The organism is Bdellovibrio bacteriovorus (assembly GCF_002208115.1).
Classification (GTDB): domain Bacteria; phylum Bdellovibrionota; class Bdellovibrionia; order Bdellovibrionales; family Bdellovibrionaceae; genus Bdellovibrio; species Bdellovibrio bacteriovorus_C.
Window position 1 is genome coordinate 3,199,102 of the sequence record NZ_CP020946.1, and the last position, 13,974, is coordinate 3,213,075.

11 protein-coding genes are annotated in these 13,974 nt (G+C 50.1%); 2 read left to right on the top strand and 9 right to left on the bottom strand.

All coding sequences use genetic code 11. The annotated features are described in order from the left end of the window. Nucleotides 1–16: 16 nt before the first annotated feature. Both fliD and B9G79_RS15370 read right to left on the bottom strand, forming a co-directional pair. Nucleotides 17–1,357 carry a flagellar filament capping protein FliD gene (gene fliD / locus B9G79_RS15365; RefSeq protein WP_232468770.1) on the bottom strand — a complete coding sequence of 447 codons (1,341 nt, stop codon included), beginning with the start codon at nucleotides 1,355–1,357 and terminating at the stop codon, nucleotides 17–19. A gap of 196 nt (nucleotides 1,358–1,553) precedes the next feature. Next, nucleotides 1,554–1,928, bottom strand: a complete 375-nt coding sequence (locus B9G79_RS15370) for a flagellar protein FlaG (RefSeq protein WP_088566274.1) — start codon at nucleotides 1,926–1,928, stop codon at nucleotides 1,554–1,556. A 153-nt stretch (nucleotides 1,929–2,081) separates the two neighbouring features. Here B9G79_RS15370 and B9G79_RS15375 point away from each other — a divergent pair, with 153 nt between their 5' ends. Continuing rightward, nucleotides 2,082–4,430 (top strand): phosphoenolpyruvate carboxylase, encoded by a 2,349-nt coding sequence (locus tag B9G79_RS15375; protein ID WP_232468772.1) that lies wholly within the window; start codon nucleotides 2,082–2,084, stop codon nucleotides 4,428–4,430. Here B9G79_RS15375 and B9G79_RS15380 read toward each other — a convergent pair. Further along, entirely contained in the window at nucleotides 4,420–6,567 is a 2,148-nt protein-coding gene (locus B9G79_RS15380; protein ID WP_232468774.1) for a zinc-dependent metalloprotease, read from the bottom strand. The two genes, B9G79_RS15375 and B9G79_RS15380, sit on opposite strands and share 11 nt — an antisense overlap. A 328-nt stretch (nucleotides 6,568–6,895) precedes the next feature. Further along, the gene (locus tag B9G79_RS15385) at nucleotides 6,896–7,729 is read right to left on the bottom strand and encodes a flagellin N-terminal helical domain-containing protein (protein ID WP_088566276.1); all 834 of its coding nucleotides are present in this window, start codon (nucleotides 7,727–7,729) and stop codon (nucleotides 6,896–6,898) included. Nucleotides 7,730–8,168: 439 nt separating this feature from the next. On the opposite strand from B9G79_RS15385, the gene B9G79_RS15395 reads away from it, so the two are divergent. Further along, nucleotides 8,169–8,807: a transposase gene (locus B9G79_RS15395; RefSeq protein ID WP_088566278.1), complete on the top strand. Its 639-nt coding sequence runs from the start codon at nucleotides 8,169–8,171 to the stop codon at nucleotides 8,805–8,807. Nucleotides 8,808–8,988: 181 nt separating this feature from the next. On the opposite strand, the gene B9G79_RS15400 is transcribed toward B9G79_RS15395, so the two are convergent. The 5 genes from B9G79_RS15400 to B9G79_RS15420 form a co-directional block, all read right to left on the bottom strand. After that, nucleotides 8,989–9,813, bottom strand: a complete 825-nt coding sequence (locus B9G79_RS15400; protein WP_088566279.1) for a flagellin N-terminal helical domain-containing protein — start codon at nucleotides 9,811–9,813, stop codon at nucleotides 8,989–8,991. 469 nt (nucleotides 9,814–10,282) lie between these two features. Next, entirely contained in the window at nucleotides 10,283–11,182 is a 900-nt protein-coding gene (locus tag B9G79_RS15405) for an N-acetylmuramoyl-L-alanine amidase-like domain-containing protein (RefSeq protein ID WP_157678798.1), read from the bottom strand. Nucleotides 11,183–11,305: 123 nt separating this feature from the next. After that, nucleotides 11,306–12,343, bottom strand: a complete 1,038-nt coding sequence (locus B9G79_RS15410) for an alpha/beta fold hydrolase (protein ID WP_088566281.1) — start codon at nucleotides 12,341–12,343, stop codon at nucleotides 11,306–11,308. Nucleotides 12,344–12,403: 60 nt separating this feature from the next. Next, nucleotides 12,404–13,117: a 3D domain-containing protein gene (locus tag B9G79_RS15415; RefSeq protein ID WP_088566282.1), complete on the bottom strand. Its 714-nt coding sequence runs from the start codon at nucleotides 13,115–13,117 to the stop codon at nucleotides 12,404–12,406. A gap of 110 nt (nucleotides 13,118–13,227) precedes the next feature. Beyond that, nucleotides 13,228–13,968: a substrate-binding periplasmic protein gene (locus B9G79_RS15420; RefSeq protein WP_088566283.1), complete on the bottom strand. Its 741-nt coding sequence runs from the start codon at nucleotides 13,966–13,968 to the stop codon at nucleotides 13,228–13,230. Nucleotides 13,969–13,974 lie beyond the last annotated feature (6 nt).

A 13,974-nucleotide genomic window follows, 5' to 3' on the forward strand; every position in this document is an offset into this window, starting at 1 on the left:
CACTTATTCAACGTTCTTATGCCTTGGGTGCCATCGCTGCGAAGCGTGCCTGCTGCGCATTGAGGTCCGACATCTTCTGTTCCAGATCCGCGAATTTGCGTCGCAGACTGTCTTCTTTTCTTTCCAACTGGCGTTCTTTCGTTTCAATGCGGTTGTTCACCTGCTTGATACGATCCTCCAGACCACGCTTACGGTTGGAGATGGTGCCGAACTGCCCGTTCACCAGATTCCCGATCTCACGCTTGACGGTGGCCACAAAGCCGGTGTTAAACCCGTCACCGCGCAGGAACGCCGCCACACCCTGTGGGTTGGCCTGCAGCACCTTGTTGAACTTGTCTTGCGAGAAGTTCAAAGTACCGTTTCTGTTGAACTCAATTCCCAGCTCACCCACACGGCGAATTGGTGATTCCACACCCATCTGCGGATTCAAAATCACACGGCGCAGACTGTTTTCAATCGAACGCAGCATGCCGTCACCGCCCAATGGGCCCAGGGACGGATTCTTGCCGTTACCGGCCTGCAGCTTGCTCTGCTTCTGGATAAAATCCAAAGCCCCATTGTAAGCATCCACAAAGCTTTTAATCTTGCCGCTGATGACCTCGAGATTTTCTTTCACGGAAAGACGAATCTCGCGTCCCGGCGCAGCCGATTTAAAATCCAATGTCACGCCCGGTACCAAATCCGTGGATTTGTTGTCGGGAAGTTCAATCTCAAAGCCGTCGACTTTGACCTTCGCGTTCTGCGCCTTGCGCGACTCTTCGAAGTACATGTCCTGATCCCCGTCCAGAAGATATATCTTCGGGAAAGTCACCTGACTGTCGTTACCGGTGGAAAGACCCGACACCAAAAGTTTGAACGGGTTTTCCTGATCCTTGCGATCTTCCAGCACCTGGGCTTTCAATCCCACATTGGCAGCGTTGATCTGTTTCATCACGCCTTCCAAAGTCGAATTGGATCCGTTGATGTAAACCTCTTTTGTTCCTTCCGGTGTTTCGAACTTGATATAACCAACACCGATCTGAGTCTGATCCTTGTCCGGGAAGCCGTTGGACATGGCCGCAGGCTTTTGCGCCAACTGCACCACTTCCACAGAGTATTCACCCGGAATGGCCATTTGCGGGTCGACTTGGCCTTCCACTACATTCGGATCGCCACTCAGAAACTTTTTGTCGACAAAACCGCTGGAAGAAGTCAGTTCACCCAGATTCTTGGTGATATCATTCACCTTTGATTCCAGATCCTGCACAAGCTTGAGTTTGTCCTCTTGCTTGGCGCGACCAGCTTCCATTTGTTTCACGGGAATCCGCTCAGCATCCATCAGCTGCTCAACGATATTTGGTGGTAGCCCAGAGGCCATGCCGGTTATACGAATCCCTGCCATGAATTCATTGTGTCAAAATGATTCAGTGACCGTGAGTCAATTAAATGTCTCTAGGAAAGGCCAGTGGAGAGGCTTTCAGGGCTCTAATGAAAATAAACCCACAGGGATTTTGACAGGGTCCTGATTTGCTGGACCTCCTGCCGGGAATCTTATGCTCTTTTGAAATTAAAACTTAAGCCGAACGCTTAAGTAGCTGTCCTCGAGGAGAGTTATCCGACGGCAAAGTCCATAATTCCAATTCAGGAATTCGACGGATGATCGTGCCCAGATTGTCTTTCACAACAACAAAGCGTCCATCGCCTTCATCTTCAAGCTCCACAGTCCACTTGTGTTCTTTCATTGCCGGCAGACTGCGCAGATGATCCATGGCTTTTTCAAGCTGCTCTTCCGTCATCGGCTCGTGCTGTTGCTGCTGATTCTGATACTGCTCTTGCCCGTTGGCATCACGATCGTGTGCAGAGTCGGACTGAATCGTCTTTCCGATCGAATCAACATGGCGAACTTCATTGTTCGGTATAATGTTGGAAATCAGTCCCTTAATATTCATGCCCAACTTATCGGCACATTCCCCCCTCCCCAAAAGGTGCCTGGTGACTTTTTACACCTACACCGCATCATAACCAGACAGAAGTCGTCCCAATATACGACTTCCCTCGACGAAGGAAAGGGTCCTAAACTATTCCAACGGATAGGAGCAAGCATGAAAAAAGCTCTGGCAAAGGAATTAACCTCACTTGTGAACTGGGCCGTGACGGAACTCGGACACGTTATCAAAGCAGAACTGGGCGCCCAGCAATTTCAACGAATTGAAAACATCCGTCGCTTTGTGAAATCCAAATCCGGCGGGCAGCTTGCGAGCTTGTTAAAACTAAAGAGCGACATGGAAATTCTTTCGCCCCCTCAGCGCTTTGAAATTGCACATTCCTTTGCCCTGATGCTGGAACTGATCAACGCCTGCGAGTCCGCCTATCGCACTCACCGTCTGCTGGAGGAAAAGACCGCGCCGCTCAGTGAAGAAACCCACGCCTATGGGCGCATCATCCACGTCCTGACGGCCCATCCAACAGAATCCCGCAATAGCGACATCATTTTCTACTTCCGCAAAATTCATCAGTTGCTTCTGCAGCGCCTGACCGCGGAAAGACATGATCAGACGCCAGAACTGCATGCGCTGCTTCGTATGGCCTGGCAGCTTCCCATGTCCAAGCAGCGAAAACCTTCGGTCATGGACGAGGCCGAGTACATTTATTCACTGGTCCTTCAAGACGACATTATCGAAATCTATCTGCAACAACGCCATGCCCGGATTCCCTTTTACATCCGCACCTGGGTGGGTGGCGACAAGGACGGACACCCTGGCGTGAACGAAAAGACCATGCTGGGAAGTCTTGGCATGTCCCGGACCCGCCTGCACAACTGGGTGAAAAAACAATTCGCCGCCTATCTTGCGGACCTGGCTCCGTTGTCCCGATCTGGGTTGCAGCAAAAAAATGACATTCGAAAACTGCAAAGGCATGCTGTGGCTGTAAAAAGAAACCTGACAAGAACCCGTCGTATTTCCTCCGGCGATGCCACGCGGGTTCACGCCTTAAGCAAATCAGTCCATGACCTTGCGATGGAACAGCAGCGCATTTTTGGAGCTGAGTCCCCGACTCTGAATCGCATCCGCTATTTGCTGAAAATCTTCCCGGGTCTGGTGGTGCCGCTTGAAATTCGCGAAGACAGCAGCCTGGTGCATGAGGCTTTGACCGATTCAAGATCCCGAATGAACATCAGCCGCATGCTAAAAACCCTGGCAAACCTAAGCCCCGAACACAGCCCGCGAAACTATGTGCGTGGCTTTATCTTAAGTCAGTGTGAATCGGCCAGGGACATCGAGGCGGGCATCCGGCTGAGCTCACGCCTGTTAAAGGGTCCCCGACTGCCAGTGGTGCCCTTGTTTGAAAGTTCGCATTCATTAAAAAATGGCACGGACATCATCAGCGCATTTCTTTCCGTGAAAAAGAACAAAGCACTAATCAAAAAACACTGGTCGTCTCAGTTGGAGGTGATGCTCGGGTATTCGGATTCAGCCAAGGAAAACGGCTCTTTCCCGTCACGCTTCCTGATCCAGTCGGCCATGCTGGGGCTTGAGTCCGTCATTGAAAAGCACGGACTGGTCCCGATCTTCTTCCACGGATCCGGCGGCAGCATCGAACGCGGTGGCGGTTCGATTCAAGAGCAGACGGAGTGGTGGCCGCTTTCGGCTCTGAAGAATGTGAAGATGACGGTTCAAGGGGAAATGATCTATCGCAGTTACAATTCCCCGGCCATTTTGCAGCGGCAACTTAATTTGCTGACTCAAAATCGCGATGCCCGCAAGCAGGCGCCGGCCACGCGCACCTCGGCCGTCAACCGCAAGGCCCTGCAGAGGCTGTCGGACTCTGTTCAGCAAAGCTATCAGCAGATTTTGCAACAGCCGGACTTTCTGGAGTTGATAGAAAAAGCAACGCCCTATTCTTTCATGAAGGACCTGCGCATGGGTTCACGTCCCTCCAAACGGCAAGGACCCGTGCAACTCAAGAGCTTGCGCGCCATCCCGTGGGTTTTGTGCTGGACCCAAACCCGCGCCCTGTTCCCGACGTGGTGGGGCTTGGGAAGTCATTGGAAAAGTCTCACGGCTTCAGAGAAAAGCCGGTATCGCAAAGCCCTTAAAGAATCCGCGATGTTCCGCAGCTACATTAAAGCCGTGGGCTTTACCTTGGAAAAAATCGAGATGGACGTGTTCTTTATGTACTTGCGCTCTTCACGCTTAAGCAAAGATACGGTCGCTAAATACGAAAAAAGCTTCCGCAAAGAGTATGCGGAAGCTTCCAAGTGCATCCGGGAACTCACCCGGGAGAAAAGTCTTTTATGGTACCGCCCGTGGCTTGAAACCAGCATCGGTCTGCGCTCTCCGCTGATTCATCCTTTGAACGTCCTGCAGCTTGTCGCCCTTGAAACCAAAGACATCAAGCTGCTGCGGGAAACAGTCACCGGTGTTGCCAGTGGGATGCTGACTACCGGTTAGTGATGGTGTCGCGAAGCTTGTTAACGTCGATGGCTTTCATGGCAAGGTCTGTGGCTTCGGCGTCAAGTTTCGCCGAATTTTCCAACAGACCTTCTTTAACCACGACAAGCTCTTCAGGGGTCAAACCGATCTTGTCGAACTTGCCCGCCGCCAGGGCTTCCTTGGCAAGATTCTGGAAGAATTCAGGATCATTCACCGTCGGGCTTAAGCTCTTCAGATAAGCCGTCAATCCGCCCACTTCTTTCAACTGCTCGCTGATCTCAGCATCCCCGGTCGTACTGCCACTGTTAAAGTCTTTCCCATTGTAGCCCCAACGCATGTACGGAGTAATGTAGTCCTCCACCACATCGGCAATTGTCAAAAGAGGATTTTTCTTGTCGCTTTTGTAAAGGAGTTCTGCAATCTCCAATGACGGATTGAAGGTAACCTGAACATAGGCTTTGTGCTCGATCTTGTACCCGGCCTTCTTCATGTACTCCAAAGAAGAAATGGTGCCATTCAAACTGTCCTTCGCACTGCTGAGAATCTTTTCGCGCTCTGCAAAGAAGACATTGCGGTACTTGTCCTGACGATCACAACCAATGATAGTTCTTCCGCCAGTTCCTGCTTCCAGAATATGTTCGTCCGAACAATACATGCCTTTGCTTTTCACGGACTCGATGCCCTTATAAGCCCAGTCGATGGCTTTTTGGTCATAAGGCATGATCTTGTCTTTGATGAAGGCTCCGGAAGCCAAGGACGCGGCATTGTCCGTATAGTCCATCACAGTGGTAACAACAGCCTTTTCAATAACAAGATTTCCCTTCGCTCGCTGCTCCAGCGTTTCCTTGATCTCTTCGTCCGTGTGATCGACGGACGAACTGCCTGCGAAGTTATGGCGAAGCCCCAGAACGTGACCCATTTCATGGGCTATCACCGCACGCACATTATCTTCCTGATCCGGCTGATTCATATCGACTCTCATCCCGCACAGATCGCCATGTTTGAACGAGAACAGATCGTTCTGTCCACCGCCCGTCATGTCTTCTTTTTTGGTGAAAGAGGACGTCATATAAACAAAGCCCCGGAAGGCCTCACCCGTCAGAGGATCCACCTGGGTATTGGCGTAAGCACCAAACCCGTTATCCCAGTGAATCCAGCGAATCACGATTGAACGGTCTGTTTGCGGATCGGAATCCTTGTAGCCGGTTTCAATCTTCAGAACGTCACGCCCTAGAACGCGGTTCCAGTATGTCACGCCCTCTCTGACTGCTGCCTCCATTTTTTTCGGAACGTTGGCGTCGATCAATACGCGGATGTCACCTGCTTTTTCGTCGGTGTTCCAGCGGATGATCTGGGTTTTCATGTTGTCTTCATCCTTCTTGAAGGTGTTATTGACGAAGAACCCAAAACGATTCTGCGCATCCATGGGCTTGGACTTAAACTCATCGTTCTGCAGGTAAGGTTTGATCTCGAAGAAAAGAGTTTTGCTGGTTTCAAACTTTTCAGGCTTTTTCATCCCGATCTGCTTCATCTTTTCTTCGGCTTCCTTGTTTGCTTCGCCCGCTTCACGGGACTTTTCGACAACACGGATCACCTGCTTCATAAAGATCGAGTTGTTACGCAGGGACAAAGAACTCACGTAAGAATCCTTGATATCCAGATGAGATTCCAGCTTGCGTTCGCCACGTTCGATCACGTCGGAATACGTGTACGGCAAAACGATTTCCATCGATTCCTGCAAATTCATGGACAGGAAGCCCTGCCCCATGTCGAACACCACCTGGTCGGCAGTTTCATCGACAATTGCAAAACTCTGGATCAGTTGGTCAGCGGTGACCGTCTCGACGACGTCTTTGACGGTCTGATTGAAAATCGCAATGCGATCTCCGTTTCTTTCAAAAGAAATCAACTGAGGGCGGAAGAAACTGGGCGCAGCGGACCGGGACGACTCGATAACCGTCGGAACCAGCATGAACAGCTTTCCTAAAGAGGACTTTTCAAAGGTCACATGATTTTTACTGACCTTGGCGGACGCCTCGATTTTCCCGGGAGGCAGAGAGTCCTTGACGATGATTTTTTCTGTCTCTTTACTACAGGCTACCAGCATGGACGAGCAAAGAAGCATGGCAAATGTTGAACGGCTCCAGGACAGCATACGTACTCCCAAATCGCTTTAAACCGTCTGCCGCCGTCAAAAAACGAGACAGCGGACCCAAAAAAGGGCCAAGCCGGACACCATATCCAACTTAAGCGGCTTAAACTTTCAGGAATTACAGCAAAGCAAGAACTGCTCCACTGCTTGGATTGACAGGCGAAACGCAAAAAACCCCGAGAACCGAGGCAACCGTATTATCCTAATTATGTTGCGAGGAGTCCCAACCCCTTAAGTACCCCAGGAAGACCCATGTCTTCCTGGGTAGGTTGGTACCGAGAGGAAACGGAGGTATCCTCTCAGGTCAAATCCTTATAAAACAATTCTGATATTAACCAATCAATCTTAGTGCAGAGTTTGGCATCGCGTTGGCTTGAGACAACACAGATGTATTCGCCTGCAAAAGAACCTGGTTACGAGTCGTCTCTGCAGTTGCTGCTGCTACGTCTGTATCGCGGATACGAGAGTTAGCAGAAGAGATGTTCTCGTGTTGCACACCCAAGTTATCAACTGTGGACTGCAATCTGTTCTGAAGGGCACCGAGATTTGCGCGGTAACCATTCACTTGAGACTGAGCCGTGTCGATCGCTGCAAGTGCGTCTTGTGCGCCCGTTTTGGAAGAGAAGTCGAAACCATCAATTCCCAAAGAGGACGTTGTTGCATTCGTTTCACCGGCGTTGAAGGAGATTCTATCTGCTTCAGGGTCATTGTTGATACCTACCTGGAAGTCGAACGAGTCGCCGGAACCATCCAGAAGTTTTGTTGTACCGAATCTAGTAGTCTGAGTGATACGTTGTGCCTCAGATTTAAGTTGCTGAACCTCTTTATCAAGGAAGCCACGCTCTGTATCACCGATAGTGTCAGAAGATGCCTGTACACCCAGTTCTCTCATACGAGTCAGGATGTTGGAGATCTCAGACAAACCACCCTCTGCAGTTTGAACCATGGAGATACCATCGTTCGCATTTCGGGAAGCCTGGCCCAGAGAGCGAATTTGTGATTTCAAGTTTTCACTGATCGCCAAACCTGCTGCGTCGTCTGCCGCTTTATTGATGCGGGAGCCGGATGCAAGTTGTGACATTGATTTGCCGATTTCACGCTGAGAGTTCACCATTGTTCTCTGTGCGTTGATAGCGGATACGTTCGTAGAAATTCTCATTCCCATTTGGGACCTCCATTAATTCGGCCGCCTTATACCTACTTAGGCTGACCAAGTTGTACACGTTGTTGACTCAAACTTTTGTCTGGCTCTCTCAAGCGAATCTTCGTAAGGCAATCACTCCTTGCGGGTTCCTCGAGAGCTTCGACTTGGTTTGCGTCGTTGCTTCTGACATACCTTTCGGCGAGGTCTTGAAAGGCTTTAGTCGGGTCCTGTAGTTCTGGACCATGATCCAGTAAAACCTGGACTAACATCCTGAAAAACAGACCAAAAACCGGCATTTTTCAATACCAAGGTCCAGTCCCACCCAACGTCCAACCCGACCAAAAGAAAGGTGCCTGGTGACTTTTTACACCTACACCGCATCAAAAAGTCAGAATCCGGATCTAAAACGAAGGTCTGAAAGGCTTTGATCTAGGAATTTCATTTGAATGACTACTTATGTATGGGAAGAAACAGATTCATTTGTCATACGGAATTGCCATATCACATCACTGCTAGATGCATTAATCGCGATTGGTTTTCTGTCGAGCCAGAGAATGTCTGGAGAGTGATGACCACGCATCTGCACTTCATACATCTGGCATTTGGAATTCGAATTCATGCATTTGTTTTGATGAGCAACCACTTCCATCTGATAGCTTCAGCACCCAATGGCAATTTAAGTGAAGCAATGCGCTTCTTCATGTCGGAATCCGGAAGAGACCTTCGGACATTCAGCGAGCGAATCAACGTCACCTATGGATCAAGGTTTCACCGAAGTCTGCTGTCGAACCAGCTCTACTATCAACATGCCTATAAATACTTATATAGAAATCCGGTCATGGCGGGGCTTTGCGAAAGAGTCGAAGACTATCGATACTCGACACTAAGAAGTCTTCTTGGATTGGAAAAGATGGAGGTTCCCGTATGTGATGACACTCACTGGGAAACCTGGGGCTCACGGTTTGCCACCTTGGAGTGGCTAAATACGGATCCCGGACACGAAGATTGGGAAAAGATTCAAAAAGGTCTAAGAAGAAGTGTTTTTAAAATCAGCCCCTATAAAAGTCGTCCATCCCATTTAGAAGTTGACGCGCTGTAGGTGTAAAAAATCACCAGGCACCTTCTAAAAATCCCTGGGGGCGGATGCCCCCAGGGTGGGCTTAAGACGAGGAGTATATGTGGGCGACCCCTCTTCCCGAGAGAAGCCTTATCCCAGAACAGGCTTCCCCCGACATTCCGTAATCGCGAATGTGAATCTTAAATATTTACGCTGATATTAATTAGACCAACTTCATTGCAACTTGTGGCAACTGGTTGGCTTGAGCCAGAACCGACACCGCTGTATTTTGCAGAATACTTGCAGATGTCATTTCGGCCGTTTCTTTCGCCACGTCGGTGTCGCGGATTCGAGAGTTCGCCGCAGACAAGTTTTCATAGGACACGTCAAGGTTACTCACAGCGGACTCCATTCGCGACTGCATCGCACCGAAGTTCGCTCGCATACCCGAGACTTTTTCAATTGCCTGGTCGACCTGCTCCAGAGACGCACGCGCATCCCCCCTGTCCGCCATGGCAATCGAATCGATTCCCAAAGCCGAGGCCGTCGAGTCGGCATCAAATTCAAATTTAATAACGTTGTTCTCATCCGAGTAGGCACCCACCTGGAACTCCATCGCTCCGGCGGTTCCATCAAGCATTTTCTTCGTACCGAAGACCGTGGTCTTGGCAATACGATCCGCCTCTTGGATAAGCTGTTGGGTTTCTTTATTTAGGAACTCCCTCTCTGTGTCACTCACAGTATCGGAAGCCGCCTGTACGCCCAGCTCACGCAGACGCACCAGAATGTTGGAGACCTCATTCAAGCCCCCCTCACTGACCTGAACAAATGAGATGGCATTGTTGGCGTTGTTTCGCGCCTGACCGATACCTTTCAATTGTCCTTTGAAGTTCTCAGAAATCGCCAAGCCGGCGGCGTCGTCGGCCGCATTTACGATACGGCTACCAGAAGCCAATGCCTGTGCGGCATGCTCTGCGCGTTTCTGTTGTTTGGATAGCACGCGTTGTGCTGCGATAGATGCGGTGTTTGTTGCGATTCTTAAGCCCATAGAACCCCCCTTGGGATTAGAGATCCGAGCCGCTGGTTTTTGATGGAATCTAAAATGATCTAAGGTAGCACCACTTACCCTTTGAACACCCGAAATCCGCCTACGTCCCGTGATCTGTTTGTTTAAATTTTACTTTTCAAAAAACTTTTAAAATTTAATTCAAGGTTGGAGCCGCCCCTCTAAGAAACGGTGATTGGACGTTTCTTTCGAGGAGCTTTAGCTTCGAGAGGAGGTATCCTGATTTGATCTGGAGATCCTTTTTAGCTTGCCCAACGTGTACAACAAACTCTTCGGACCTAGGTCCAGAAAACTTTAGCCCAAGGTCCAGGATTTTTTTTGGTGGTTTTGCTAGTACTTGATTTTACTGGATATTAAGGACTCAAAAATTTTTGACCAAGGTCCAGTTGAGGCCAGACCAAGGGCTAAAAAACGATGTTTTATCGAAGACTTATGTTACACGCCAAAAACGCTACGGTGTTTTTCGCACAGCCAGAATGTTGATCCCCGCGGTGCTCGGCGAAGCCATCATCACGCGTTCGACATAGCTGTAAAGGGACTCTTTCTTCACACGTTTATCGTCGTCACTGCCATCACGGGAAGCCCCATTGCTTGCGTGCACCATGTACAGCACACCCTTTTCGCGAATCAAAAAGCCCATGTGCGAAACATCCAGGCGCGTGCCGATGGCTTTGCGCAGATCCCAGTTCGGGCGCACCACATGGAAGATCGTTCCCGACGGAATCTTATCCATCAGCTCGGGGGTTTTCAGCAGATCCTCTTTGGCGATGTAAGGAAGCTGGCCCAGTTCCGGCTTGAAATCGCGGCTCATGCCCACGAAAGCCTCACCCTTTTTCGCAAACCACAGGTCTTTTTCAATCCACGTCTGAGACCACTTGGTCTTCGCCCCCGCGATGGAGCCAGTGATGTCTTTTACAAAACCATTTTCAATATTGTTGGGAATCCAGTCGACGCTCGGGAAATGATTGCGGGTCTCGTACGACACCACTGCTTTTTCATAGCGAATCTGATTCATACGCACACGGAACTGTTCAGGACTTGATGACAGCGATAACGCCAGCACAGTTTCCACAAACGTCGTGCAGTCAAAACCATCAAAGCGATAAAGCGGTCCATGGCTGATGTCGCCTTCCGGGCCCTCGCCCAACGGATCCACGATGTACGGGCTTTTTTCAGAAAGGAACTGCAGCGCAAAAGCCGACACACGGTCTTTGCCCTGCAATTGTGCGGATGAGGTGTAAAGGCTTTGCAGACGCTGCTCCGTCCCCGTTACTTCGGCCAACGCATAAGCCGGCACCATCCCCATCACCAGGGAGGAAACAAGCAGTGATTGAAGCAAAGAACGTTTCATAGTCACCTCATGAAAATCCAGCATTCCTTTACAAAGCAAAACGGGGGCTCAAAGAGCCCCCGTTTAATTCATTCTCACTGCAAAAAACTGTGTATCACTTTGACACAGCGACATTTAAAGCCGCTATTTCACGATCCCATCCATCCAAGCTTCCAATTCCGAAGCCCCCTGCCACTGGGCCTTGTGAACATCCTGAGCCTTGCGCACAACCATAAAAGACACCCCCGCAGACGCAGGCTCCTGCGCGAGCAATCCAATCGCCGCCGCATACACTGACGGGGATTCCGACGGCAGCACATGCCCTGCATTCGCCACCACGATCACCCGCACCGGCTTTCCCGAACGCAAATAATTTTTCAACGCCAGAATCTGATTTTTCAGGCGTTCGGAATTCTCTTCCCCCGCCAGAATAAAATCACGAGTCACCGCGTTCGCTTTATAGTCCACTTTCGTCAGATCAAAATCTTCTGCTGCGCGGACAATCGTCACATATCCGGCTTTAATATCCCCCGCGCGCGGATTTGCCCCATAATAGTCCGGATCACTGGAAAGGTTCGCATCCACCACCGCACCCCAGTGCTTGCTGTAAGCCTGATCACGGAACTGACGAATCCAGAACGGAGCCATCAGCGGATTCAGCTTCAACCAGCCCTCCCACAACTCGGCGTTCTTCGCCGCATCAGGATTGGTTTCAGTGGGAATTCCCAAAGGGACTGTTTCAATCACATGTGGGAATTTTTTGGGACTCAGGAACGCACCCACAGTCGAAGTGTATGACAGCGTCACCGGAACGGCGTCTTTGATTTTCAAAGCCGCAACAAGCTGTTCAATATCAGAAGAAAAATCCGCAGAGCGAATGGTCGAGTCATACAGAAAGTACGGCGTTTCACTGGCAGAAAGACCTTCGATGGAAAGAGGATGCGCCGGCAATGAAGGCAGCAAAAGATTCCACCCTTGTTCTGCCAGCAGTTGCACTGAACGATCGCCCGCACTGAGTGCGCGGTTCACCCCGGGAAGTAAAATCAATGTCGAAGAGTTTTTGTTGGTTTGGATGTGCTCATAGGCAATTACCTTGCCGGTTCCCAAACGAAGATGCTGAACCTTTGCCGCGGCTGTCAGTGATACCAGAAGAACTGAAATGAACAGAGCGATTGTTTTCATGAAGCTGGAAGTAACAAAGGCTCTGGGCCTTGGCAACAGCTAAAAAGTAGAGCTTTTGACCTACTTTTCCTGTTCTTCCAGAATGGTTTTTTTAAGTCCTGGGAATCCCCGGCGTTCTCGTGCACTGGCCGCTTCTTCGCCGCGAACGACACGATATTCAATGCGATTTTTGGGATCTCCGAAACCAAGGCGCGCCATGGTGTTTTTCTTGTTACGGTGATCCATAAAGCCCGTGAAAAAATCAAAACGGCCGGCACCTTTGACGCCGCCCCCGGCATCGCGAATCACGATATAGCCATCATGAACTTCACCATTGGGCATCTTTGCACCCACCAAACGTGGAATGTAAAGAACATCACCCAGCTTATAGATTTTCAAATCCGCCGCGGCCGAGAAGTAAGGATCCAGACACGCATTGCTCACTCCATATCCGAACGGACACGTCTTGGTGTCGGTCACGATAAAGCGAGCCACGCCTTCTTTGGTTGAATGATAGTTGTAAGAGGTCGACACTCCATCATCCTCAATCAGACAAGAACCCTGCAGCAGGCACTGGGCATAGTCAGAATCACAAAGCGTGGTCAGAATACGTCCGTCAGGGGAAAGCAGGTCGCGCAATGAAGCCGAAGAGCATTTGTTTTTATCAAGCTGAATTGTGGGCTTGTAGTAAATGGTGGGGATCAATCCGGAACCGTCGCTGGATTTTGAAGCCGCACAGGCATTCAATAAAACAACAGCGGCAAGAAGAGCAAAAATCTGACTGAATACTTTCATCTTTTGACCCTCCTTCATTCCCGCTATTTATAGCAAACTTCAGAGGGGTTTTCCGGCCTGGCCGGAAAAATACAGCGTGTGCATGTAAGGCTTACACTGATGGCAAAAGTTTAATCAACGCGCAGCAGGTACTTCAGCAGATAATCATCCACCATGCGCTGATAGTTGACCTTTTCAAGGGCCTTTTTAAGCTTAGCCGCCTTATCACGATTGTGAGTGTTAAAGGCGAAGAACAAGTCCTTGTCCTCCAAGATACGCTGGTTCACTGAAACCCGTCCCGCATACTGTGGATGAGTTTTCAATATCAGATAGCGGGCGTTGTTGATGTCCATCAGCGCACCGTCAATCTGCCCCAAAGCCACCCGGCGCACATTCGTGTCATCGCTCAGGACAGACTCCACGGTCAGCACTTTCTCTTTCACCAGTCGATTGAACTCGGCCGTGTTGCTGTACCCATCTGTGATCCCAAGCTTTTTTCCCTTCAGATCCGGCAGCTTTGCCCAGACCAGGGGCTTGCTTCTTTGCTGAATAAATCCCAGCGGAGATTTAAACAACGCCTCGGAACGAGTAAAGCCGGGCAACACATCCTTCCAAGAAGGAAAATAGCCAACCACATCCGGCTGTTCAGCATTCTTTTGAGTTTGAGTCCAAGGGTGAAAGACAAATTCGACGCTAATGCCGGCTTTGTTGAGAGTGTCTTTCAAAGCCTTTGCCGCCGCTCCGTTTTCGGGACAACGAGAGCAGGTAAAAGGAGGCCATTCCAGTGTCATCACCACCCAACGTTCCGCATAGGACCGCGAGCTCGTGAGCAGCAGCACCGCCGTCAGAAAGATCGCCTTGATTACATTCATTTAACC

Bases quoted from the DNA above. Each gene is read 5' to 3' on its own strand.
- B9G79_RS15405 (WP_157678798.1), bottom strand. From the start codon at position 11,182: ATGAAACGTTCTTTGCTTCAATCACTGCTTGTTTCCTCCCTGGTGATG.
- B9G79_RS15385 (WP_088566276.1), bottom strand. From the start codon at position 7,729: ATGGGAATGAGAATTTCTACGAACGTATCCGCTATCAACGCACAGAGA.
- B9G79_RS15415 (WP_088566282.1), bottom strand. From the start codon at position 13,117: ATGAAAGTATTCAGTCAGATTTTTGCTCTTCTTGCCGCTGTTGTTTTA.
- B9G79_RS15395 (WP_088566278.1), top strand. From the start codon at position 8,169: ATGGGAAGAAACAGATTCATTTGTCATACGGAATTGCCATATCACATC.
- B9G79_RS15420 (WP_088566283.1), bottom strand. From the start codon at position 13,968: ATGAATGTAATCAAGGCGATCTTTCTGACGGCGGTGCTGCTGCTCACG.
- B9G79_RS15380 (WP_232468774.1), bottom strand. From the start codon at position 6,567: ATGCTGTCCTGGAGCCGTTCAACATTTGCCATGCTTCTTTGCTCGTCC.
- B9G79_RS15410 (WP_088566281.1), bottom strand. From the start codon at position 12,343: ATGAAAACAATCGCTCTGTTCATTTCAGTTCTTCTGGTATCACTGACA.
- B9G79_RS15400 (WP_088566279.1), bottom strand. From the start codon at position 9,813: ATGGGCTTAAGAATCGCAACAAACACCGCATCTATCGCAGCACAACGC.
- B9G79_RS15375 (WP_232468772.1), top strand. From the start codon at position 2,082: ATGAAAAAAGCTCTGGCAAAGGAATTAACCTCACTTGTGAACTGGGCC.
- B9G79_RS15370 (WP_088566274.1), bottom strand. From the start codon at position 1,928: ATGAATATTAAGGGACTGATTTCCAACATTATACCGAACAATGAAGTT.
- fliD (WP_232468770.1), bottom strand. From the start codon at position 1,357: ATGGCCTCTGGGCTACCACCAAATATCGTTGAGCAGCTGATGGATGCT.